Here is a 20,653-nt window from a genome sequence, read left to right as displayed (position 1 = left end):
CCGGCGCTTCGTGGTGCTGCTCGCCAAGCAGCCGGCACGCGAACTGCCCGAGAGGGCCGTGTCGTCGAGACGTCCCGATGGCCACTGAGTGGCGCCCGGCCGACCGAGCAGATCTTCGGGAACCGCGCGACCAGCGGACCTCCGACTACGTCAACGGCCGTTTCGGCTTGGGTAGTTACCGGGATTCTGGGTCCTACCGGGGCAGGAACTCCTCCAGCACGGCCGCGACGCCGTCCTGCTCGTTGCTCACGGTGTGCAGCGGCACCGCCGCCAGCACCTGCGGGTGCGCGTTGGCGACGGCGTACGCGGTGCCGGCCCAGGCCAGCATCTCCAGGTCGTTCGGCATGTCACCGAAGGCCACCACCTCGCTGCGGTCGATCCCGTGCTCGGCGCACCAACGGGCCAACGTGCTGGCCTTGGTGACGCCGGACGCGCTGATCTCCAGCAGCGGGATCGGCGCGGAGCGGGTGATCTCCGCCAGGTGCCCGGCGGCCGTCCTGGCCTCGGCGAGGAAGGTGTCCGGGGCGAGGTCCGGGTGCTTGGCCAGCAGCTTGAACAGGCCCCGCACCGGGCCGCCGTCCGCCAGCAGCTCCTCGGCCGGGCCGATCGCGCGGACCATGTCGTCGCCCCACATCAGCACCTCGTACTCGGGCTCGCGGGCCCACCCGTCCGCGTACTCGAAGGCGAAGGCGGTGCCGGGCAGCTTGGTCCGCAGCGCCTCGACCACCGCCAGCGTGGTCCCGGCCGACATCGGGAAGTACTCCACCAGCTCGCCGCGCCGGACGTCCACGACCGCGCCGCCGTTCGAGCAGATCGCCACCCCGTGGCCGCCGATGTGCGGGCTCACCTGCTGCATCCAGCGCGGCGGCCGCCCGGTCACGAACACCACCTGGATCCCGGCCGCCTCGGCCGCCGCCAGGGCCGCGGCGGTGCGATCGCTGACGGTGCCGGCGGCGCAGAGCAGGGTGCCGTCCAGGTCGGTGGCGATGAGGCGGGGGGCGGTACGGGGTTCGGTCACCGGTCCATCTTGACCCATCGGCGCCGCCGGGTCACCGCCCGGGGCGGCGTCCGGAACCGGGACCGTACGGACGGGTTCCGGCCCTCCAGGCGCCGTTTCCGGCCGATTCGCCCCCGTCCGGGGTGCCGGTGCGGGCCGAACGGGCAGGAATGATCACGGTCACCCCGTCGGCAGGAAGAGCCATGCCCACAAGCCAGCTCCGAGACGAGCCGCCCCCGACCCGCCGCCCCATCACCACCACCCACCCGGACGAGCCGGACGCGCCCGCCGCCTCCCGCGAACCGGTCCTGCTCGGTGAGGTCCTCTTCCACGCCCTCGCCGAACTCGCCCGCCGCACCCCGGACCCGGTCCCCGCCCTCCCCGCCCAGCGCACCCGCCCGCACCCGTGACCGGCCTGCGTCACCGCTCGGTGCGCCGCACCCAGTAGCGCCAGCCCGCCTCGATCTGGCTCGGCGGCCAGACCGTCGCGTCCTTCTCCAGAAGCACCGAAAGGGTGTTTTCGTCCCGGTGGCGCCAAGTTCAGTCCCAGAGGGAGATCGCCAGGACCAGGGCGACGACCGGGATCAGCAGCCACGGCTCGGCCAGGACCAGGAGCCCGGAGAAGATCAGGGCGAAGTACGCCAGTGCCTTGGCGGCGCGGCGCCGGGCCTTGTTCTTCGTGCCCTTGTTCTTCTTCGTGCCCTTGTGGGAAAGCGCCTCTGCGCCAGTGGCTGCCTCAAGGGTGGGCGTGTTGTTCCCGGTGTCGATTGCGGGTTCGGGCTTCTTCGTGTCGATGGTCGTCATGACACTCAGCCTCGTCGCGAGAGCACCGATCTCGCGTCGGTGAAGCCCGCCTATCTAGGTGAAGACCACCGACGCGTACGTAGTGCCGCCGCGGTGAGAGTTGGTCCGTGAACGCTTACATGGATCGCGCGGAGATCGTTCTGTGGGTGCGGCATGCGGACGGCCGGTGGTCGGCCAGGACTGTCTGGGTGGTGGTGCTCAACGGGGAGGCGTATGTCCGCTCGGCCTTCGGCCGGCGCAGTGCCTGGTGCCGCCGGGTCCTGCGGCATGCGGACACGGAGGTGGAGGTGGCCGGGGTCCGGCTGTCCGCCACCCTCCGGCCGGTGGACGACCCCGAGCTCGTCCAGCGCGTCTCCGGTGCCTACCGGGCCAAGTACGGGTTGAGCTGGCCCGGCCCCGTGGAGTCGATGAACGGGCCCGAGGCCGCGGCCACCACCATGCGGCTAACGAATGTCGGGCAGGTCCCGCAGTTGCCTGCGTGAGGTGAGCCCGAGCTTGCGGAAGATGTTGCGCAGGTGCGCGTCGACCGTCCGGGGGCTGAGGAACAGCTTCGCCGCCACCTCCTTGGAGGTGGCGCCGTTGGCGACCAGGCGTGCGATGTGCACCTCCTGCATCGTCAGCTGGTCCGACGCCTTCGACGTGCGGCTGCGGGCCTGCTCGCCCGTGGCGCGCAACTCGCCGGCGGCGCGCTCGGCGAACGCCTCCACGCCGAGGTCGGACAGCGACTCGTGTGCCAGCCGCAGCGCGGACCGGGCGTCACGCCGTCGGCCCTGGCGGCGCAGCCACTCCCCGTACAGCAGATGTGCCCGGGCGCGGTAGACGACCAGTGCGCTGCCGTCGAGCAGGGCGATCGCCTCCTCGTAGGCGGACTCGTCCTCGGTCACCAGGGCCCGCGCACAGGCCTCGACGCCGAGACCCCACGCGTGCCGGCCCGCCCGCGTGCGTTCTTGGAGGGACGCGAGGGCCGCGGCGGCGACCTCGGTCTCGCCGCACCGCACGGCCGCCTCGACCAGCTCGGGCAGGGCAAGGCCTGCCGTGCCGACGGCGCCGTACTCGACCGCTTCCCTCGCCGCCTTCAGCGCGGCCGGGTAGTCGGCCAGGCCATTGCTGAGCACGGCCGTCGCCCAGTGCACACTCAGGCTCATCCGGTGGTCCACCGACGCGAACAGTTCGACGGCCTCCTTGCGCCGCCCGCGCAGCGCGACCAGGTGGAGGCGTGGATAGACCAACGGTGCCGCGCCGGTGGCGTCGGCGATCGCCTCCTCCTCGGAGATCAGCTCCATCGCGGCACCGAAGTCGCCGGTGTGCGCGGTCACGGTGGCCCGCATGGCCAGTCCGATGGGCAGCGCGTGGAAGGAACCAGACTCCCGCCCGGCCGCGACGGCACGCGTGGCGATGCCGTGCATGGCCTCGATGTTCCACAGCTCGGTGGCCACCATGAAGCCCAGTGACGGCCGCCTGGCCCACATCTCGCCGTCGGCGTCGTCGACGACCGGCCTGAGGCTCTCCCCCGCCGCCCGATGCCCGTCGCTGACCAGGTTGATCAGGCCGGTCAGCACCGCCGCCGCCGAGGAATCCGGCTCACCCGACGGCGGGGTCTTCCTGACGGCCTCCACCACCTGGTCGAGGGCGCCGAGCAGAAGGCCCATCTCGGCGGCGTCGAGATAGCACTCCTGCGACCAGGCCGGGTCGGTGACGGCGAGCCGGGCGGCGGCGCGCAGGAGGTGGGCCGTGGGGCCTTCGTCCCCGCGGCGGCGGACGAACGACAGCCTGCCGCGGAGCAGGTCGGCCCTGGCGGCCCGGCCCGGATCGTCGGTCGCCACGGTGGTGAGCAGTTCCGCCGCCGTGTCGAACTCGCCCACCGAGAGCTTGGCCTCGGCCGCGGCCAGGACCCGCTCGGCGCGTTGCGCCGGGCTGACGGTGAGCGCGGCCGAGCGTTCGAGGAAGGCCGCCGCGGCCGCGACACCGCCACGCATCCGGGCGCGGGTGGCGGAGGCTTCGAGCTCGGCGGCGACCTGCTCGTCCGGACCGGCACTGGCCTGGGCGCGATGCCAGGCCCGCCGGTCGGGGTCCGCGACCGGGTCGGTCACGGCAGCCAGCGCCTCGTGCGCCCTGCGCCGCTCCCGCGGCGTCGCGGCGCGGTAGGCGGCCGAGCGGGCGAGGGGGTGGCTGAATCGGATCCGGGTGCCGAACTCGACCAGCGCGCAGGACTCCGCGGCGGCGGCCGCGTCGATGCCCAGGAATTCGGCCGCGCGCCACAGCAGGCCGGGGTCGCCGATCGGGTCGGCGGCGGCGACGGTCACCAGCAGCCGGGCCGCTGGCGGCAGGAGTTCCAGCCGGGACCGGAAGCTCTGCTCGATCACTGCGGGTACCGAGTCGGGCTGGGCGAATCCGCCCGCCATCCCGGCGAGTCCGGCGGTCCTGGGAAGCTCCACCAGCGCGAGGGGATTTCCGCGCGCCTCGGCCAGGATGCGGTCGCGCACCCGCTCGTCCAACGGGGCGCGGACCGCCGCGGCCAGCAGCGCGCGGGCATCCGATTCGCCGAGGCCCTGAAGCGAATGGCCGGGCAGTTCGTCCAGCTCGGGCAGGCGGCTCGGCTCGCGCACCGCGAACACGAGGGCGATCGACTCGGCCGAGACCCGGCGGGCGAGGAAGGCCAGCGCCTTGGCCGACGCCCGGTCCAGCCACTGTGCGTCGTCGACGACGCACAGCAGCGGGCGTTCCCGCCCGGTCTCCGTCAGGAGTCCCAGCGACGCGACGCCGACAAGGAACGGATCGGGTGTGCCGGTGTCGAGGCCGAAAGCGATCTCCAGCGCCTTGCGGTGCGGCGGGGGCAACGCCGTCAGCCGGTCGGTGACGGGTGCGAGCAACTGGTGCAGCGCGGCGAACGGCAGCTCCGTCTCGAACTCCGCGCCGGACGCCCGCACGACGAGGAATCCGGTCGCGGCCTCGTCCAGGTGCCGCAGCAGCACGCTCTTGCCGATGCCCGCCTCACCGCGCAGGACCAGGGCGCCGCCTCGGCTCTCCCGCGCCGCTTGGAGCAGGGCGTCGAGCCGCCGCATCTCGTCATGACGGCCGATCAGCTCGTCCGTGTATGTCTCGGGCATGTCCGAGAACCTATGCGGTTGCGCACCGCAGGGGAATCCGGAACAGGCTTCAGCGACCCGGAAGCCGTCCCCGTACAGGCGACCCGGAAGCCGTCCCGTATAGGCAATGACTACCGACGCGAGCGGTGGGCGCCTGCTGCGAGTGTCTAGCCATGACCCGCACCGCAGAGCAACCGACCGCCACCGGCTGGACATCGCTGGCGGTTCTGGCCACGGCCCAGTTCCTGGTCGTGCTGAGCACGTCGATCGTCAACGTCGTCCTGCCCCAGATCCGGGCCGGGCTCGAACTGTCCGACACCGGCCAGGCGTGGACGGTCAACGCCTACGTACTGGCCTTCGGCGCGCTGTTGCTGCCGGGCGGGCGCGCAGGCGACGTATACGGCCTTCGCCGCGTGTTTCTGCTCGGCATCGGCCTGTTCGCACTCTCCTCGCTGGGCGCGGCACTGGCGCCCACGGCGATCGTGCTGATCACCTGCCGGGCAGTGCAGGGAATCGGCGCCGCGCTGCTGGCGCCCACGGCGCTGGCCCTCGTGCTGACGATCTATCCCGACAGGGAGCGGCGTGGCACCGCGCTCGGCGTGTGGGGCGCGGTCTCCGGGGCCGGCGGGGCGGCGGGCGTGCTGCTGGGCGGGCTGCTCACCAGCCTGTACGGCTGGCGCGCGGTGTTCGTCGTGATGGTGCCCCTCGCCCTGGCCGTCCTGGTGGCCACCTGGCTGCTGGTCGGCGCCGGCCGGCCGCGCGGCGGAAGCCTGGACGCACCGGGCGCCGTGACGGTGACGGCCGGGCTGGTCGCGCTCACCTACGGCCTGTCAGGGCCTTGGCCGCTGGCCGTGATCGGTCTGGTGCTGCTCGGCCTGTTCGTGGTGCTCCAGCGCCAAACCGCCGACCCGCTCCTGCCAGCGCGCATGAGCGTGGTGGCGGTGCCCAACCTGCTGATGGCTCTGCTGGGCGCGGTCTGGCTCGGCCTGTTCTACTTCCTGCCCCTCTACCAGCAACGCGCCCTTGGCTACTCGCCCTTGGAGGCCGGGCTGACCCAGCTTCCCCTCGCCCTCGTGATCACCCTCTCGTCGTGGGCCACCGGCAGAGTCTCCGGCCGCCTTGTGCTCCCCGTGGGCCTGCTGGTCCTTGCGGCCGGACTGGCCTGGCTGTCCCGAACTCCGGCCGACGGCACGTTCCTGGTGGACCTGCTCGGTCCGACGCTCCTCATCGGCACCGGGCTGGGGGTGGCGTTCGTCCGGCTCACCGCGATGTCCTCCACGGGCGTCCCGGCTGCCGACAACGGTCTGGCCGGCGGGCTGGTGAACGCCACCCGGCAGATCGGCGGAGCCATCGGCCTGTCCTTCCTGACCCTGCTCCCCTCCTCCGGCGCGGCCTTCCTGGCCTGCGCCGCCGTGACCTTGCTCATCTCGGCTCTCTCGACGCGAAAGGCATGACCATGACCTTGGACAAGCCGTACACCAGCGGCCACTTCACCCCCGTCACCGACGAGATCACCGGCCACGAGCTGAAAGTGCGCGGCACCCTCCCGCCCGAGCTGAACGGCCGCTACTTCCGCAACGGTCACAATCCCAAGCCGGGCATCACCCCCACCCACTGGTTCCGCGGCGAGGGCATGATCCACGGAGTCCGCCTCACCGGCGGCCGGGCCGAGTGGTACCGCAACCGCTGGGTTCGCACCCCCTTCCTGGACGGCGTGCCGTTCACCGGAACCGAGCTCGCGGTCAGCGCCGCCGCCACCAACATCATCTTCCACGGGGGCCGCTATCTGGCCCTGCAGGAGGCCAACCTGCCCTGGGAGGTCAGCGCCGACCTCGACACCATCGGCGTCCACGACTTCGGCGGCAAGCTCACCAGCGCGATGACCGCCCACCCCAAAGAGGACCCGGAGACCGGTGAGCTGCACTTCTTCAGCTACAGCCCCTTCCCGCCGTACCTGACCTACTACGTGGCCGACGCCTCCGGCGACATCGTCAGGTCGGAGATCGTCGACGGCTCCGGCCCCTCGCTCATGCACGACTTCGCCATCACCCGCGAGCACGTCGTCTTCATCAACTCGCCGGTGGTCTTCGACCACGCCGAGCACTCCGGCATTCCCTACCGCTGGCACGACGACGTCCCGCTGCGCATCGGTGTGATGCCGCGCGCCGGGGGCAGGACCACCTGGTTCGAAGTGGCCGACCAGGCAGCGCTGTTGCACGTCACCAACGCCTACACCGACACGCGGGGCCGGATCGTTCTCGAAGCACCGTGCTTCGACCGTTCGGCCTGGGAGAGCTCGTGGAAGTGGTGGGTCGGCGCTCCCGGCTACGGCACCAGCCCCGCCACCGGCTCGACCTTCCACCGCTGGATCATCGAACCGGCCAAGGGCACGGTCACCACAGAGTCTCTCAACGACCTGGTCACCGAGTTCCCGTCGATCAACGACGCCCACACCGGCTCGGACTACCGCTACAGCTACGCCATCGCCTTTCCCGGCGCGGGCCTGTCCGGCTACCACACCGTCAAGCTGGACTCACGGACCGGCGGGCAGAAGCTGCTTGCACACGGCGAGGGCCGGATGCCCGGCGAGGCCGTCTTCGCGCCCGCCGAGGGCGGGACCGCCGAGGACGACGGCTACCTGCTCACCATCGTCAGCGACGTCAAGGCCGACACCTCGGAGCTGCTCGTCCTGGACGCGAGCGACCTGAGCACCGTGGCCGCCGTCGAACTCCCCCGCAGGGTGCCCGCCGGCATCCACGGCCACTGGATCCCCGACGCCGAACTGCCGGCCTGACCCACCCCAGCCGCCCGGCCCGCCGCTGATCCCCGGCAGCGGCGGCTCGGGCTCCAACGCCACCGCAGCAGCCGCGTCAGCAGCAACTCCGCCAGGGCGCCGACAGGCGCACCGGAGCCGCAGCCGGTCTCGGCACTCCACAGCCTGTGGCGAACGGCAAAGACCGCGCGCCGCATGTCCTGCAAGAAACCCATCGCCACGAAGGAGAACTGCCATGTCCGCTTCCGCCAACGCCCTGCTCGCCGAGCCGTGGAAGGACCTGTGGAACAACGACCTGTCCCAGACCGACAAGATCATCGCCCCTGACTTCGTCGCGCACGCCGCCCCCATCACCGGCTCTGGCGACGACACCGTGCACGGCCGGGAGGGCCTGAACGGCTGGGTTGCCGGCATTCACACCATCCTGCGCGACCTCAGCTTCGAGATCACGGTCGGCCCGATCGCCACTGACGACTACCTGGTGGTCCGCTGGGCAGCCGAAGGCACCTACGCCGGAGGCTTCCCGGGCGCGTCCGACGACGCCGTGGGCAATCGCGTCCACTTCACCGGCACCGACACCCTGCTGATCAAGGACGGCATGCTCGCCGAGTACTGGGCCAACGCCGACAGCCTGCTGTTCGTGCAGCAACTCGGTTTCTGTGAACTGTCCTGAACAGCGCGCAGCCCGGACGAGGAGGCCGTGGCCGACGGTCTGCGCCAAGCCCCGCCGACGGAGGCCGGGCCTTGTGGAGGCGGCGGAACGGCGGAGGTTGGGGACCCCGGCAGACCGTCCACAGGTTCGGGCTCGGGTGGCACCTCGGCACAGGCTCCGCTCCAACCAGGTGCCGGCGGCACCCTGGGCGGCGAAGCGGGCGGACTGCTGAACGATGCGAGGCAACCTGTCGTCCTCCGCGCGGGGGCGGGCCGGGGGCTCGGCCGTTCTCTTCAGCGGCTCAACTCTTGCGGGCTTCTTTCTCGTCTGAACCACGAGTGCCGTGGGAGCTTTCGGTGAACTCCTTGTCGCCGGTTTCGGAGGTGGCCTGGCGATCGAGAACCTTCATGATTTCCACGGACAGTGCCTGCGCCAGTGCGGGCGCGAGCGCGTCCGCCAGTGCGGTGGCGAGGGCCTGCGCGAACAGCACCCTTTCCAGGTCGGACGTCCGGGAAGAGGCGGGTTGCGACAACGCGGCTGCGGCCGCTTCGACCAGAGCCGAGGCCATCGGATCCGTGCCGTACTTCGCCGATGTCTTATGCGGAATTCTGATCTCCCGCATCATCTCCTCGAAGGCTTCGTCAATGAAGGCCTGTACCGGATCCCGCTCCGGTTCTTCGCCGCGCTCGGCTGCCATGATGCTCTCCTCAAGTCCTTGGTTGCCGGTGCAGGGCCTGCGCCCCGGACTGGGGCGCAGGCCCTTCAAGCAGATGGATAAGCGTGCTCCTAGCGGCGCATCAGTGCGGCGAGCAGGAGCGGGTGCTGGATGATGCTCTCGCCGTGCTCTTCACGGTCGCCGCGGCGCTGCATCAGTGCGGCGAGCAGGAGCGGGTGCTGGATGATGCTCTCGCCGCGCTCGCTGCGGCGCTGCATCAGTGCGGCGAGCAGGAGCGGGTGCTGGATGATGCTCTCGCCGCGCTCGCCGCGGCGCTGCATCAGTGCGGCGAGCAGGAGCGGGTGCTGGATGATGCTCTCGCCGCGCTCGCTGCGGCGCTGCATCAGTGCGGCGAGCAGGAGCGGGTGCTGGATGATGCTCTCGCCGTGCTCTTCACGGTCACCGCGGCGCTGCATCAGTGCGGCGAGCAGGAGCGGGTTCTGGATGATGCTCTCGCCGTGCTCTTCACGGTCGCCGCGGCGCGCCAGTGCGGCGAGCAGGAGCGGGTGCTCGATGACGTTCTCGCCGCCCTCCTCGCCGCGCTCCCCGCGACCGGCCAACAACGCGGCCAGCAGGACATCCTGGGCCCCAACCTGTTCGTGGGTAGGGCTTTCCGTGGCCTGTTCGTGGGTGGGGCTTTCCGTGATCGGACTCATGATTTCCCTTTCGGATGGGTGATCTGGAGCGGGGATCCTGGCGCCTTCGCCACCCGCCCTGGCCATCCTCAGCTCGCGCCCCACCCGCCGCATCTCTTGGCGGTTCGGCGAGGTCCGAACGGGTCACGATGTCGTAGAGCCAGTGGTGATGCGGCCGGAGCGTGGTCCGTCGGCGCGGTGGTCCGCAAGCTCCTCGCCCGCGCCTACTACGTCCTACGCGAGGTCCACGACGACCCTCCCCCCGCCGACCGTCAGGGACGACGGCCCCGCGCTCCGGGCGAGTTCGCGTTTCCGCTTGAGACGACACAGCCGCGCTCGACGACCTGACTGAGCAACCCGGTTCCCCGAACTACGGTCATGGCGCCGGCCCCGGCCAGCCGCCGAATGGGTGCATGTGGCCGCCTCGGCTGGTCGGTCGCAGCCCCTGGTTCTCCGGAACCGCGACCAGCGCCTTGCGCGCTGCGTCGTACAGCAGTTGGTAGGCGCCGATCGCATCGAAAGAAAGGACGTGGCCGTCGGCCGGTTCCGCCTGAACCGCACGGTGTCGCAGTGGCTCGCGGCGGTGGCCCGCGAGCGGCCGTTGGCCGTGCTGCTGGACGACCTGCACTGGGCCAACGCCGAGACGCTTTCGCGACGAGCCGTGGTTCGGGGCGATCCCGACGCTGACGGCCGCCGCGACGGCTACGCGGAGTATGCGCGTGGGTACCCTCGTGACCTCGGTCAAGCCTCGTTCACCCATCTCGGTCTGACCTGCGCCGATCCACGCCACCTGTCCCGTGAGGGCCGGTTTCCAACGGAAATGCCCGGCGGATACGATCACCGCCGATCGTGACACTCCGTGTCTGCGGTCCAAGGAACTGTCCGGTCCCGGCGAGGAAGTACCACCATGCGCACTGCCCCGCGGGCCCCCAGTGCTCCTACCCACCTACCGCCCGCCACCACGGGATTTTTCGTACGAGGCCTGCTGGCTCTGGCGCTGCTGGCCGGCTTCTACCTGTTGGCCCTCGGTATCATCGGCGGTCTGCTCGCCGTCGACGTACTACTCGCGGTGAACTCGGCGCATCCCTTCGGCCTTGGCGGGCTCAAGGTCTACGCGTTGAGCGCGGTCCTCGCGTACCCGGTGCTGCGCGCGGTGTTCCTCACCCGTCGCGGATCCGACACGGAGCCACCGCCTGGGCTGTCGGTCAGCCCGGCCGAGCAACCGGCCCTGTGGGCGCGGGTACGGCAGTTGGCGAAGGCGTCCGGCACCCGTGGGCCGGACGAGGTGAGACTCATTGCGGAGGCCAACGCCCTGGTCTGCGAGGACGTCCGGCTGTTGGGTCTGCTGCCCGGGCGAAGGCGGATGGAGCTCGGGATCCCGCTGCTGATCGGCTTCAGCGAGGCGGAACTCGACGCGGTGATCGCCCACGAGTTGGGCCACTTCGGCAACCGGGACACCCGACTGGGTGGACTGACCTATGCGGGTCAGCGGGCAGTCGTGCACACCGTCGGTGCACTGCGCGGGCGTGCCGCCCGGAACAAGGCCGCACGGTCCGCCGAGCTCGCGGCGCTGGCGGCGGAGCGGCGTGCCAAGGGCAAGCGGGTACGGACCCCGGAGGCGTCCGGCGGCGTCGACCAGGTGTTGGCCCGGATCTTCACGGCGTACGCCACGCTGTACCTCACCGTCTCCGGCGCGGTGAGCCGTCGGCAGGAACTCGCCGCCGACCTCGCCGCGGTCGAGCTCGCCGGCCGTGACGCGACGGCATCCGCCCTGCGCCGACTCCCGGTGCTCGACTCGGTGCTGGACTACTACCTGGACCGTTACGCGATGATCGGCTGGGAGGACGGGCTGCTTCCGTTTCCCGGGCAGGTCTACGGCGGCCTGGCCCACCTGCTGGCCGAACCGGCGCGTCAAGAGGAACTTGCCCGGCTGGCGCTGGAGGTGCCCGAAGCCGAGCAGCACCCGTACGACTCCCACCCGCCGCTCGCTGCTCGGATCGCCGCCATCGAGGCCCTGCCGTCGGACGGACGCCCGCCGGCCCGCTCCGGACCTGCCCTGGGTCTGCTGGCCCTCCCCGAGGAGACCATCGCACGGGTCGAGGCCGTCATCCTCCCGCCGGAGTCCGCCGCCATGCGCCGACTGGACTGGCCGGAGCTGGCCCTGTGGGCCGGCCGAGCTCGGCACGCTCCGGGCGCGGACGCACTGCGCCGGGCCGTCGGCGTGGACCTGCCGGCCTTCGCCCTGCTGGCCGAGTTGACGGCCGGTCCGATCTGGGAGATCGCCGACCGGTTGCCGAAGAGCCCGCAGGCCGAGGCCGCCGTGGGCCGGGTCGCCCGCGAGTTCACCCGCCCGGTGCTGCGGACCGCGTTGTCCGACCTGGTCCTGATCGCGCTGGTTGACGCCGGGTTGGCCGGCTGGGACGTCTCCTGGGCCCAGCCGATGCGGCTGCGGCTGCCCGACGCCCTGGCCCAGGGGCTGCCCGCCGCGGTCGACGCCTTGGTCACGGACACCCCGGACGGACAGCCGCTGCGCACGTTGCTGGCAGATGCCGGCCTCAACCTCCCCCTGGCCCCCCGCTGATCATCAGCATCATCCCCTGCTAACAGAAACTGACCGCATCATGGACCTTCTCAGCACTCTCGGCGGTGGCACCGGTGTCATAGCCATCGCCGCGGTATCGGCCTACCGCAAGTCCCGTCGCGCCCAGCGTGCCGCCGCACCCGCCCCGGCCAGTGGCGTGCGCACGATCAACAACGCCGACTACGGCTTCGCCCCCGGCAACGAGATCGACACCACCCGGGCCACTGCGGACCCCGAGGGTGAGGCCGTGCGGGCGGCCGCGCTGGCCGGGGACTGGCAGACGGCCGCTGCCTACCTCGACGCGGCCGGCACCGACTGGGACTTGCGGTGGCGCCGACTCGGCTACCTCTCCGACGCCGCGTCCGAGGACGACGCCTTCGTCAAGGCATGGCAGGCCGCACGTCCGAACGATCCGAGCGCCGCCCTGGTGCACGCGGATGCCCTGGTGACACTGGCCGGAAAGCTGCGCGGCGCCAAGGGCGCCCAGCACACGACGCGCGAGCAGTTCGACGCCTTCCACCGGGTGCTCGCCGACTCGGAGGCCGCCTGCCGCTGGGCCGCCGAACTCGCGCCGGCCGACCCGGGCCCGTACATCGCCCAGATCTCGATCGCCATGGGCCTGGGCTGGTCGCACGAGCGCTTCCAGGCGCTGTGGGCCGAGATCGTCGCGCGCGCGCCGCACCACTTCGCCGCGCACCGCTCCGCCCTGCAGTACTGGTGTGCCAAGTGGCGTGGCTCGCACGAGCTGATGCACGAGTTCGCCCGGCAGGCCGCCGCGTCGGCGCCGCCCGGGGACCTGCTGGTTGCGCTGCCACTGTTCGCCATATTCGAGCAGGAGAACCGTGACGGCAGTGATGAGATCTACCGGCTGCCCGCCACGGCCGCCGCGGTGGATGCCGCCTACCGCGCGGTGGTCAACGCGCCAGTGGGGCACCACCGGTTGCCGGAGGTCCGGCACATCCTCGCGTACTCCCTGGAGGGCGTCGGCCGGTTCGCCGAGGCCGTGCAGCAGTTCCAGCTGATCGGCCCGTACTGCGGAGCCGTCCCGTGGAGCTACTACGGCGACCGACTCAAGCCGTTCGGCAGCTGCCGCGCCCGGTCCGCGGTGGGCTGGGAGGACGCTGGCCGGCCGCCGGTACCGCAGGTCTGAGACGGGTCGGCTGAGCCCGCCGGAGGCGACCACCGCTGTACGGGCGGAAGTCCCTCCGGCGGCGAGCCCCGGACCGGGCGTTCGCGGCTACGGATGGTCGGGCTGGCGCGGCACGCGCCGTGCCCTGGCGAACTTCCGTCCTCGGCTACGGGGGGCTGGTCATCAGTCCGCGGAAGTGGGCATCGGGCCCTCCCCGGGGCTGAGTGGGGGTCTTCTCGCCGGAGCAGGCCGCGTTGCCGTAAACCCCGTCGCCGTACCGGTCGGTGACGTGGATCCGCCCGATGCCGACGTCCGGGCTGAACGCCGCGGGTTCCAGAAGGTTCGCGATCGTCACCGGCCCGGTCGCCCCGGTCGGCGAGGCGGAGCCGGAGGCCGAGGACGCGGGCGTCGGGCCGGACACGCCGGGCGTCGCGAGAGCGGACGCGCCCTGGGATGCCCCGCCGACCGCGGCACCCGACCCCGTTGCCGGGTGCGCGGTAGCGCCGGGGGGGCGGTGGCAGGACGAATCGGCCGGTCGCCAGCCCGAGCGCGGCGGCTGCCACCAGGGCGGCGACGGCGGACCGGGGCCGGACGACGGCGTGGCCGCCGCCCGCCGCGGGACCGCCGTTCACACCGGCGGGTTCGACGGGAGGGCCGACGTGTACGCGCTGGCCGTCGTGGCGTACGAGCTGCTGACCGGGCAGAAGCCGTTCGGCCCGGGCGGACGCGCCGCAGCCCTGATGACCGACCAGCCGACCGCCTCGACGCTGCCGGCGCTCCCAGCCGGAACGGAGCTCCCACCGAACGTCGCCCTGCTGCTACGGGCCGCGATGTCCGTCGACCCGGCGGACCGACCGCCGACCGCCGACCGCCCAAGCCTTCGCAGACGCGCTGCTGGTTCCGGTCCCGCAGTCCCAGCCCCTGGAAGGCCCGAGGTGGCTGACCCCGCGCGCGGTCTGTCTGGCGTCGGGCACGGTGTTCACGGCGACGACCCTGCTGAGCTGGCTGCAGCGTTGAATCCAAGAGGGGGCCGGTCCGCACCGGCGGTCGTGTCCTAATCCCTGACTCGTTCCTGAACTGAGGCCCCGACGAGCAGGCCCTGAATGCGCTCCCGAACCAGAAGATCACCGCCTTCGAGCTTCATTCGGGACAAAGAGGTCGTCAAGTCAGAGGGCGCTGGCCGCTGACGGCTACCGTAGGGTCGGTGGTATGCGACTGAGCACGGTGATCCTCCCCATCCACCGGTGGAGCGAGGGGCAGAAGATCTGGCGGCGGGCCGAGGACCTCGGGTTCCACGCCGCGTACACCTATGACCACCTCTCCTGGCGGAGCTTCCGGGACGAGCCGTGGTTCGGTTCGGTCCCGACGCTGACGGCTGCCGCGACGGCGACCGAGCGGATCCGGCTCGGCACGCTCGTAACTTCGCCGAACTTCCGCCACCCGGTGACGCTGGCGAAGGAGCTGGTCACGCTGGACGACGTGTCCGGTGGACGACTGACGCTCGGCATCGGCGCCGGCGGCACCGGCTTCGACGCCACCGCGATGGGCCAGGAGGCCTGGTCGCCGAAGGAGCGGGCGGACCGGTTCGGCGAGTTCCTGCCGCTGCTGGACGAGCTGCTGCGCAACGATGCCACCACCCGTGAGGGCACCTACTACTCGGCGGTCGAGGCCCGGAACGTCCCCGGCTGCGTGCAGACCCCGCGGGTGCCGTTCTACGTCGCCGCGACCGGCCCGCGCGGGTTGAGGCTGGCCGCCGAGTACGGCCAGGGCTGGGTGACGTACGGCGACCCGCGCGGCCCGGCGGACGTGCCGGTGGAGCAGGCGCCCGAGGTGATCGCCAAGCAGATCGAGAAGCTGACGGTGGCCTGCGAGGTGAAGGGCCGGGACGTCGCGACGCTGGAGAAGATGCTGCTCCAGGGCTCGACCGCGGAGCAGCCGCTGCAGTCACTGGACGCCTTCGTCGACTGGGCGGGCAGGTACCAGGAGCTGGGCATCACCGAGCTGGTGATCCACTGGCCCGTCCCGGAGTCGATCTTCGAGAACGACCTCGCCGTCTTCGAGAAGATCGCCACCGAGGGCCTGGCGCAACTGGGTTGAGCCGTACTCCGCCGCGGCGGCTCCGGGTGGACGGCGACCACGACCCACCTGGAGCCGCCGGCGGAGACCTCAGCCCTGCGGGATCCGCAGCACGGCGCGGAAGCGGACCTTGCCGGACTCCACCCGGGCGAAGGCGTCGTGGACCCTGTCCAGCGGGAGGTCTCGGTGATCGGGCGGACCTTGCCGGCGGCCACCGGGTTGAGCGCCTCGACCAGGTCGGAGCGGTTGTTGTGGGTGCTGCCCTTGATCGAGCACTGCTTGAACAGCGGGGTGGTGAGGTCCTGGATCACCAGCGGGCCGTCGGTGACGCCCATGGTGACCAGCCGCCCCTCGGGGCGCAGGTCCGACACGACGTCGGAGACCTGGGCGGCGGAGGTGGAGGTGGCGAGCACGATGTCGGCGCCCCCGGCGTCGGCCGGCCGCGCGCCCGGGGTGGAGCCGACCACGATCGCGTCGTCCGCGCCGAGCTGCTTGGCGAAGGCCGCCTTGTCCGGGCCTGACGGGCGGTGGTCCGGGGAGGGTGTGGGAGTGAGGCGCTAGTCTTTCCGCCGCACCTGCATCTGATCATGCGTTAAACGGGGGGTCTTTCGTCATGTCTGCTTCCAGGAGGCTGCTCGCCGCCGCTCTGGTCACCACCGCCGCGTTCGGCCTGGCGGCCTGCGGCCCGGACGACTCGTCGGACCAGGGCGCGGGCGGCACCGCCGCCACCGCCACCGCCGCGCCCGCCACCGCCGCGCCCGCCACCGGCGGCGCCGGCTCGCCGACCGCCGCCCCGGCCACCGGCACGGCCAAGCCGGCCCCGACCGGCAAGCCCACCGACGGCGGCCCGGAGGGCTTCTGCACCCACGAACCGCTGCCCGCCGGGCAGAAGTGGATCTACCCGGTGAAGGGCACCAGCGCGACGGCCCTGGTCTACAAGGACACCAAGGACGCCTGCGGCGTCGACGACGTCAACTTCGAGGCGGTGGGCGCCGAGAAGACCGCGCAGTTCGCCCCGACCGTCAAGGCCCACCTCCGGTCGGTCGTGGCCGCGCCGAAGGACGTCAACGCGGCCGACCTGGCGAAGCACATCAACGAGTGCATCGCCACGCCGGGCAACCAGAAGGGCTCGTACCCCTGCTCGACCGGCGCCTACAAGGTGTCGATCGATGCCTCCGGCAAGGTGGTCGAGATGTGGGAGCGTCCCAGCTCCTGACGTGGCGCCGGGTACGGCGCCGGGCCGCTCACAGCACGTCGAGCTGCTCGGCGCCGTCGGCGCAGCCCAGCTGCTTCTCGGCAGCCCGCTTGGCGAAGCCGCTCGCCAGCTCGCCCATCCGCTCGCGGCCGGGCCCATCCTCGAAGAGCGCTCCGTTCTTGTCGGTGAGCTTGACGACGGCCCGGTAGCCCGAGCCCCTGCCGTCCAGCGAGCATCCGAAGCTGACCGCCCCGACGCTGTCGCCGCCGGAGCGGACGTATCCGGACGAGACTTCCGCGATCAGCAGCCGCCCGCCCTTCCCGTTGACCGAGCACCGCACGGACGGCGTGGTGGTCCCGTTCGCCGTCCGGTAGTCCGTCTCCGCGTAGACCCGGGGAGCGCCGCCCAGCAGCTCGGCGACCTCCGGGTCGTCGAGCAGGCCCAGGCACTCGCCGTGCGACAGGGTGACGGCCGGCGGACGGTACGCGGTGTGGTCGAGGTACACGTGCCAGCCGAGCAGGCCGCCGCCGAGGACCAGGGCGGCTCCGCCCGCGATCACAGCTCTGGGGTGCCTCACTGGCAGAGCTCCTTCGCCATCGTGACCAGCGCGGCCCTGGCGAGCCGTTCGAGGGCGGCTTGGCCGTCGCCGCCGTCGGCGCGGGCCGCCTCCCCGGCGTCGACCTCCAGCTCGACGTAGCCGCTCCGCCCGGTCATGCAGGTCCGGGCTGCCGCGGAGCCGCCCGGCCAGGCCACGGACAGGCCGGGAACGTCGAGGGGGTGCGCGTCCGGACGCTTGGCGTTCGCGGAGGTGAGGGCGAGTTGCCCGTCGCGCAGGTCCGCCGTGATCGTGAGCACCTTGCGCCCGTCCACCCGGATGCTGCAGGTTCGTCGGCCGTCCCTGGCGAAGTCGGCCTGGGTCCGTTCCTCGGCGTCCTGCGCGCCGGGCGGCAGCAGCTGCCCGAGCGGGGTGTCGGCCCCGGTGGGCAGGCGGCAGAGGTGGGCGGACCGGCCGGGAGCCTCGGCCGGGCGGTGGCCCTGCCAGTCCCGGTACCCGACGAAGCCGGCCGCCGACACCGCGACGATCAGCACGCCCGGCAGCAGCCACGGGCCGTGGAGGCGCCCCGCCCACCGGTTCGCCAGGAGCCGGGCCCACCGGGCCGCGAGCCCTCTCACGCGCCGCCCTTCGCGTTGGCGGAGTGGTTGTTCGTGACGCCCGTGGTGTATCCGGTGAGCACGTTGGTCCCGGCGCTCTCGGAGATCAGAGTGATGTCGGCGGTGCTGAGGCCGGCAGAGCGGCCGGCGTCTTCGACAGCGTTCTTGGCACCCCGTACCACCTGCTCCTGGGCGGCGGCGGAGTAGTCACGTGCCTCCTGGCGGCCGTCCTCGGTGGTGTCGCGCTCGTTGGCCTTGATCACGCTGTCGGCGATCTCATCGGCCAACATGCCGGCGGCCTCACCGGCGAACGGGATCTTCTCGGTCACCAGGCCGATGGTGCTGTTGAAGACGTCCTTGGCATAGCCGACGTTCTTCTCCAGCGCCTCGTTGAACTCCTTGTCGGAGGCGGCGTGCTTGTAATGCACCTCGTCGACCCGGGCCTCGTTGAGGTAGCCGCTGACGATCCCGCCCGCGTGGGTGATGTTGCCGATGTCCGCGTTCAGCCGGGCGAAGTCGGTCTGGCCGTTCTCGATGTGACCGCGGACGACGGCGGTGGTGTACGCCTGGTTGGCGTTGGCCACCGCACCGTAGGCCTCCGGGTCGCGGCCGATCGCGTCCATCAGCCCCGCCACGTGTGAGGCGTTGAGACGGGCCGGAGCACCGTTGACCGGCAGCTTGTCGGTGAACGCGAGGGCGTTCTGCACGTCCCCGATGTACTCCGCGCTCATGCGCCCGAGGCTTCCCCGCAGCGGGGAGAACCTGCCGTCCCCCTTGACGTCGTCCAGTACCCCTTCGCCGCCGTGGGTGCCGAAGGTGTCCACGACCTTCCGCATCAGGTCGGCCTGCTCGGCGGTGTGCCTGGCGGGCGGCCCGGCGGCCGGCTCGTCGTACGGGTGGCCGGTGGTGGCGGCCTCCAGGGCGTGGCCGAGGGCGGCCGGGCCGGCCTGCTTGCTCGCGTCCCAGACCTTCGAGTCCCGGGAGCTGGTGTCCGGTATCCAGTCCTTCTCGTGCACGTAGTAGTTGAAGTAACTGGTCGGCTTGGCCTCGCCGCTGGGGTTGACCGTGCCGTCCTCGTGGTACGCGGTCGGCTGCTCGGTGAAGAACGTGGTGGACGCCTCCGGGCTGTGCGCGAGCGCCTCCAGGATCGCGGTGGTGGGCCGGAAACCGGAGCCCGCCTCGTCGCCCCCGATCAGGTTGAAGCCGTGCACCTTGGAGCCGGGCGGCGGGGCCGGCCAGTACTTGTCCTGGGTGTCGAGCTGGGTGACGTGCTCGGCGATCGGGTTGATGAACTTGGCGTCGTAGTCGCCGTTCATCAGGATGCCGGAGAGTACCTGGTAGCCGTACGGCTGGTAGTCCAGGCCGGAGGCCCGGTACGGCTTGTCCCACTGCTTCTCCGCGCCCGCCTTGCGCAGCGCGGCCGCCCATTCGTCCGACAGGTGCGGCTCGTTGCTGCTGCGGGTCGCGGTGGCCAGGTTGAGCCCGAGGTTCCTCTGCAGGTCCTGGTAGGCCTGCCAGCGCGGGCCCTTGGGGTCGACGGGGTGCGCCGGGTCGCCGACCATGCTGTTCCAGGACTTGATCAGGCCGTCCGGGCCGAGGTCCTGGTAGAACTTGGTCGCGAACTTCGCTTCCCCGGAGTTGGCCGCCAACAGCGAGTTCAGCTCGGTGAGTTCGGGGTCGGTGATGCTCCCGCCCTTGGCCGCGAGCTGGGCAGCGCGCTTGCCGTCCGCCTCGGGGCCGCCGCCGATGGCGTTGCCGTTGAAGGACTTCTGCTGGTCGGTACCGGTGTCGGAGCGCAGTGCGAAGGCGATCCGCTCGTCGGTGGCGGTGGCCTCGGCGACGGCCGCGTCGATCGCCTTGCGGGCGGCCAGGGCCTTGTCGCCGTACTCCTTCTGGTAGTCCCGGTAGCCCTCGGGGTCGTGCCGAGTGGCGTTGTCGGCCGGGGGCCAGCTCACCGTGCCGTCGCCGGTGACGGTCAGTCCGTCCGTCCGCGCGTCCGCAACCGCCTTCTCCAGCTTGGTCTTCGCCGCCTGGAACTCGCCCGCGGCGTCCTTGAAGATCGAGGCGAGCGCGTTCGCCTCCGTCGCGGCGGCGCTCAGCTGCTCGTTGGTTCGCTGCAGCCCGGGTCTCGCCAGGTCGGCCGAAGGGCCGCTCCAGCAGGCGGAGTTCACCTTGGCGATGACGGTGCTGTCCCAGTCCTGGTCCATCGACCTGAGCTTGAGGGCGACCTGCTCCCAGGCGGTGGCGGCGCTCTCCAGGGAGTCGAACTCGGCGTTGCTGAGCTCGTGGAAGTCGACCATGTCCGTCCGTCCCCTCAGGCGCCCATGTCGGACTTCACGGCCGACTCGTTGCGCTGGTAGTTGGCGGCGCTGCCATGCAGGGCCTGGGTGGTCTGCCCGATGGTGCTGCCGAGGGCGGCGACGCACTGGTCCCAGGCGGTGGCGGCGCCCTGGGCGGCCTTGCCGGTGCTCCAGTTGGCGAGCGAGGTGGAGACCTTGGCGGTGGCCTCTTCGGCGGCCCGGCCGTCGGTGTTGAGGCGGGCGTGGATCTGGTCGGAGTTGTTCCCGGCGGTGGTCAGCGCGTTCGTGTCGGCGCTGAAGCCGGCGCCCCCGCCCGGCCCCTGGGCCGAGTTCAGCTGGGTGCGGGCCGCTTCCTGGGCCCGGGCCCGGGCGGTCAGGTTGCCGTCCGCGTCGTAGGCCCATGGGTTCATCATCCGGTCGAACGCGGTCGCCCGATCAGACACGTCGATCGTCCCCCTCCGTGCGGAGGCACACCGCGTGGGCGGAGCGACCGGCTGCGCTCCGGGGCCGGCCGGGTACGGTGCGCGGTGGGCCGCACCGGGTGGCCGGGGGTGCGCC

19 protein-coding genes and 2 pseudogenes are annotated in these 20,653 nt (G+C 71.8%); 10 read left to right on the top strand and 11 right to left on the bottom strand.

The window, feature by feature from the left end; all coding sequences use genetic code 11:
* Window positions 1–193: 193 nt before the first annotated feature.
* Entirely contained in the window at window positions 194–1,036 is an 843-nt protein-coding gene (locus ACWC9T_RS07155) for an HAD family hydrolase (protein ID WP_449820051.1), read from the bottom strand.
* 164 nt (window positions 1,037–1,200) lie between these two features.
* On the opposite strand from ACWC9T_RS07155, the gene ACWC9T_RS07150 reads away from it, so the two are divergent.
* Window positions 1,201–1,407, top strand: coding sequence for a hypothetical protein (locus ACWC9T_RS07150; RefSeq protein WP_449820050.1), 207 nt, complete (start codon window positions 1,201–1,203; stop codon window positions 1,405–1,407).
* A gap of 130 nt (window positions 1,408–1,537) precedes the next feature.
* On the opposite strand, the gene ACWC9T_RS07145 is transcribed toward ACWC9T_RS07150, so the two are convergent.
* Window positions 1,538–1,801: a hypothetical protein gene (locus ACWC9T_RS07145; RefSeq protein ID WP_449820049.1), complete on the bottom strand. Its 264-nt coding sequence runs from the start codon at window positions 1,799–1,801 to the stop codon at window positions 1,538–1,540.
* A gap of 107 nt (window positions 1,802–1,908) precedes the next feature.
* Between ACWC9T_RS07145 and ACWC9T_RS07140 the strand changes: the two genes are divergently transcribed.
* Window positions 1,909–2,283, top strand: a complete 375-nt coding sequence (locus tag ACWC9T_RS07140; protein WP_449820048.1) for a DUF2255 family protein — start codon at window positions 1,909–1,911, stop codon at window positions 2,281–2,283.
* Here the strand turns inward: ACWC9T_RS07140 and ACWC9T_RS07135 are convergent.
* Window positions 2,245–4,908 (bottom strand): ATP-binding protein, encoded by a 2,664-nt coding sequence (locus ACWC9T_RS07135; protein WP_449820047.1) that lies wholly within the window; start codon window positions 4,906–4,908, stop codon window positions 2,245–2,247. The genes ACWC9T_RS07140 and ACWC9T_RS07135 overlap by 39 nt on opposite strands.
* Window positions 4,909–5,060: 152 nt before the next feature.
* Between ACWC9T_RS07135 and ACWC9T_RS07130 the strand changes: the two genes are divergently transcribed.
* The 3 genes from ACWC9T_RS07130 to ACWC9T_RS07120 all read left to right on the top strand — a co-directional run bounded on the left by ACWC9T_RS07130 (window position 5,061) and on the right by ACWC9T_RS07120 (window position 8,333).
* The gene (locus tag ACWC9T_RS07130) at window positions 5,061–6,341 is read left to right on the top strand and encodes an MFS transporter (protein ID WP_449820046.1); all 1,281 of its coding nucleotides are present in this window, start codon (window positions 5,061–5,063) and stop codon (window positions 6,339–6,341) included.
* Complete coding sequence (locus ACWC9T_RS07125; protein WP_449820045.1) at window positions 6,338–7,681, top strand: carotenoid oxygenase family protein; 1,344 nt, start codon at window positions 6,338–6,340, stop codon at window positions 7,679–7,681. Before ACWC9T_RS07130 ends, ACWC9T_RS07125 begins: the two co-directional genes overlap by 4 nt.
* A gap of 214 nt (window positions 7,682–7,895) precedes the next feature.
* Window positions 7,896–8,333, top strand: coding sequence for an ester cyclase (locus ACWC9T_RS07120; RefSeq protein WP_449820044.1), 438 nt, complete (start codon window positions 7,896–7,898; stop codon window positions 8,331–8,333).
* A 280-nt stretch (window positions 8,334–8,613) separates the two neighbouring features.
* Here ACWC9T_RS07120 and ACWC9T_RS07115 read toward each other — a convergent pair whose 3' ends face one another.
* A complete protein-coding gene (locus ACWC9T_RS07115; protein ID WP_449820043.1) occupies window positions 8,614–9,009 on the bottom strand; it encodes a hypothetical protein in 396 nt (131 codons plus the stop codon).
* A gap of 89 nt (window positions 9,010–9,098) precedes the next feature.
* On the bottom strand, window positions 9,099–9,683 hold the full coding sequence (locus ACWC9T_RS07110) for a hypothetical protein (protein ID WP_449820042.1): 585 nt from the start codon (window positions 9,681–9,683) through the stop codon (window positions 9,099–9,101).
* Window positions 9,684–10,303: 620 nt separating this feature from the next.
* Here ACWC9T_RS07110 and ACWC9T_RS07105 point away from each other — a divergent pair.
* From ACWC9T_RS07105 to ACWC9T_RS07095, 3 genes and pseudogenes are all read left to right on the top strand, one after another.
* A pseudogene (locus ACWC9T_RS07105) lies at window positions 10,304–10,429 on the top strand (LLM class flavin-dependent oxidoreductase); the annotation flags it as partial.
* Window positions 10,430–10,569: 140 nt separating this feature from the next.
* Window positions 10,570–12,243 carry a M48 family metalloprotease gene (locus tag ACWC9T_RS07100; RefSeq protein WP_449820041.1) on the top strand — a complete coding sequence of 558 codons (1,674 nt, stop codon included), beginning with the start codon at window positions 10,570–10,572 and terminating at the stop codon, window positions 12,241–12,243.
* A 40-nt stretch (window positions 12,244–12,283) separates the two neighbouring features.
* The gene (locus ACWC9T_RS07095) at window positions 12,284–13,393 is read left to right on the top strand and encodes a hypothetical protein (protein ID WP_449820040.1); all 1,110 of its coding nucleotides are present in this window, start codon (window positions 12,284–12,286) and stop codon (window positions 13,391–13,393) included.
* 145 nt (window positions 13,394–13,538) lie between these two features.
* On the opposite strand, the gene ACWC9T_RS07090 is transcribed toward ACWC9T_RS07095, so the two are convergent.
* A complete protein-coding gene (locus ACWC9T_RS07090) occupies window positions 13,539–13,727 on the bottom strand; it encodes a hypothetical protein (RefSeq protein WP_449820039.1) in 189 nt (62 codons plus the stop codon).
* 854 nt (window positions 13,728–14,581) lie between these two features.
* Here ACWC9T_RS07090 and ACWC9T_RS07085 point away from each other — a divergent pair.
* A complete protein-coding gene (locus tag ACWC9T_RS07085; RefSeq protein WP_449820038.1) occupies window positions 14,582–15,469 on the top strand; it encodes an LLM class flavin-dependent oxidoreductase in 888 nt (295 codons plus the stop codon).
* A gap of 209 nt (window positions 15,470–15,678) precedes the next feature.
* Here the strand turns inward: ACWC9T_RS07085 and ACWC9T_RS07080 are convergent.
* Window positions 15,679–15,954, bottom strand: a pseudogene (locus ACWC9T_RS07080) (zinc-binding dehydrogenase); the annotation flags it as partial.
* Between the two features lie 107 nt (window positions 15,955–16,061).
* Here ACWC9T_RS07080 and ACWC9T_RS07075 point away from each other — a divergent pair.
* On the top strand, window positions 16,062–16,664 hold the full coding sequence (locus ACWC9T_RS07075) for a hypothetical protein (RefSeq protein WP_449820037.1): 603 nt from the start codon (window positions 16,062–16,064) through the stop codon (window positions 16,662–16,664).
* A 28-nt stretch (window positions 16,665–16,692) separates the two neighbouring features.
* Here the strand turns inward: ACWC9T_RS07075 and ACWC9T_RS07070 are convergent, their stop codons facing one another.
* Genes ACWC9T_RS07070 through ACWC9T_RS07055 form a run of 4 tightly spaced genes read right to left on the bottom strand, consistent with a single transcriptional unit; the run spans window position 16,693 to window position 20,538 of the window.
* On the bottom strand, window positions 16,693–17,220 hold the full coding sequence (locus ACWC9T_RS07070) for a hypothetical protein (protein WP_449820036.1): 528 nt from the start codon (window positions 17,218–17,220) through the stop codon (window positions 16,693–16,695).
* Window positions 17,217–17,816 (bottom strand): hypothetical protein, encoded by a 600-nt coding sequence (locus ACWC9T_RS07065; protein ID WP_449820035.1) that lies wholly within the window; start codon window positions 17,814–17,816, stop codon window positions 17,217–17,219. Before ACWC9T_RS07065 ends, ACWC9T_RS07070 begins: the two co-directional genes overlap by 4 nt.
* On the bottom strand, window positions 17,813–20,095 hold the full coding sequence (locus ACWC9T_RS07060; protein ID WP_449820034.1) for a hypothetical protein: 2,283 nt from the start codon (window positions 20,093–20,095) through the stop codon (window positions 17,813–17,815). Before ACWC9T_RS07060 ends, ACWC9T_RS07065 begins: the two co-directional genes overlap by 4 nt.
* A gap of 14 nt (window positions 20,096–20,109) precedes the next feature.
* Window positions 20,110–20,538, bottom strand: a complete 429-nt coding sequence (locus ACWC9T_RS07055; protein ID WP_449820033.1) for a hypothetical protein — start codon at window positions 20,536–20,538, stop codon at window positions 20,110–20,112.
* Between the last annotated feature and the right edge of the window lie 115 nt (window positions 20,539–20,653).

It is taken from the genome of Kitasatospora sp. NPDC001159 (assembly GCF_053598235.1).
The sequence above is the reverse complement of the archived record's forward strand: the minus strand, read 5'-3'. Positions and strand labels throughout refer to the sequence as shown.

Excerpts from the sequence above, each read along its gene's own strand:
- ACWC9T_RS07085 (WP_449820038.1), top strand. The coding sequence starts at position 14,582 with ATGCGACTGAGCACGGTGATCCTCCCCATCCACCGGTGGAGCGAGGGG.
- ACWC9T_RS07120 (WP_449820044.1), top strand. The coding sequence starts at position 7,896 with ATGTCCGCTTCCGCCAACGCCCTGCTCGCCGAGCCGTGGAAGGACCTG.
- ACWC9T_RS07095 (WP_449820040.1), top strand. The coding sequence starts at position 12,284 with ATGGACCTTCTCAGCACTCTCGGCGGTGGCACCGGTGTCATAGCCATC.
- ACWC9T_RS07110 (WP_449820042.1), bottom strand. The coding sequence starts at position 9,683 with ATGAGTCCGATCACGGAAAGCCCCACCCACGAACAGGCCACGGAAAGC.
- ACWC9T_RS07100 (WP_449820041.1), top strand. The coding sequence starts at position 10,570 with ATGCGCACTGCCCCGCGGGCCCCCAGTGCTCCTACCCACCTACCGCCC.
- ACWC9T_RS07155 (WP_449820051.1), bottom strand. The coding sequence starts at position 1,036 with ATGGGTCAAGATGGACCGGTGACCGAACCCCGTACCGCCCCCCGCCTC.
- ACWC9T_RS07135 (WP_449820047.1), bottom strand. The coding sequence starts at position 4,908 with ATGCCCGAGACATACACGGACGAGCTGATCGGCCGTCATGACGAGATG.
- ACWC9T_RS07075 (WP_449820037.1), top strand. The coding sequence starts at position 16,062 with ATGTCTGCTTCCAGGAGGCTGCTCGCCGCCGCTCTGGTCACCACCGCC.
- ACWC9T_RS07130 (WP_449820046.1), top strand. The coding sequence starts at position 5,061 with ATGACCCGCACCGCAGAGCAACCGACCGCCACCGGCTGGACATCGCTG.
- ACWC9T_RS07115 (WP_449820043.1), bottom strand. The coding sequence starts at position 9,009 with ATGGCAGCCGAGCGCGGCGAAGAACCGGAGCGGGATCCGGTACAGGCC.
- ACWC9T_RS07150 (WP_449820050.1), top strand. The coding sequence starts at position 1,201 with ATGCCCACAAGCCAGCTCCGAGACGAGCCGCCCCCGACCCGCCGCCCC.
- ACWC9T_RS07145 (WP_449820049.1), bottom strand. The coding sequence starts at position 1,801 with ATGACGACCATCGACACGAAGAAGCCCGAACCCGCAATCGACACCGGG.
- ACWC9T_RS07060 (WP_449820034.1), bottom strand. The coding sequence starts at position 20,095 with ATGGTCGACTTCCACGAGCTCAGCAACGCCGAGTTCGACTCCCTGGAG.
- ACWC9T_RS07125 (WP_449820045.1), top strand. The coding sequence starts at position 6,338 with ATGACCATGACCTTGGACAAGCCGTACACCAGCGGCCACTTCACCCCC.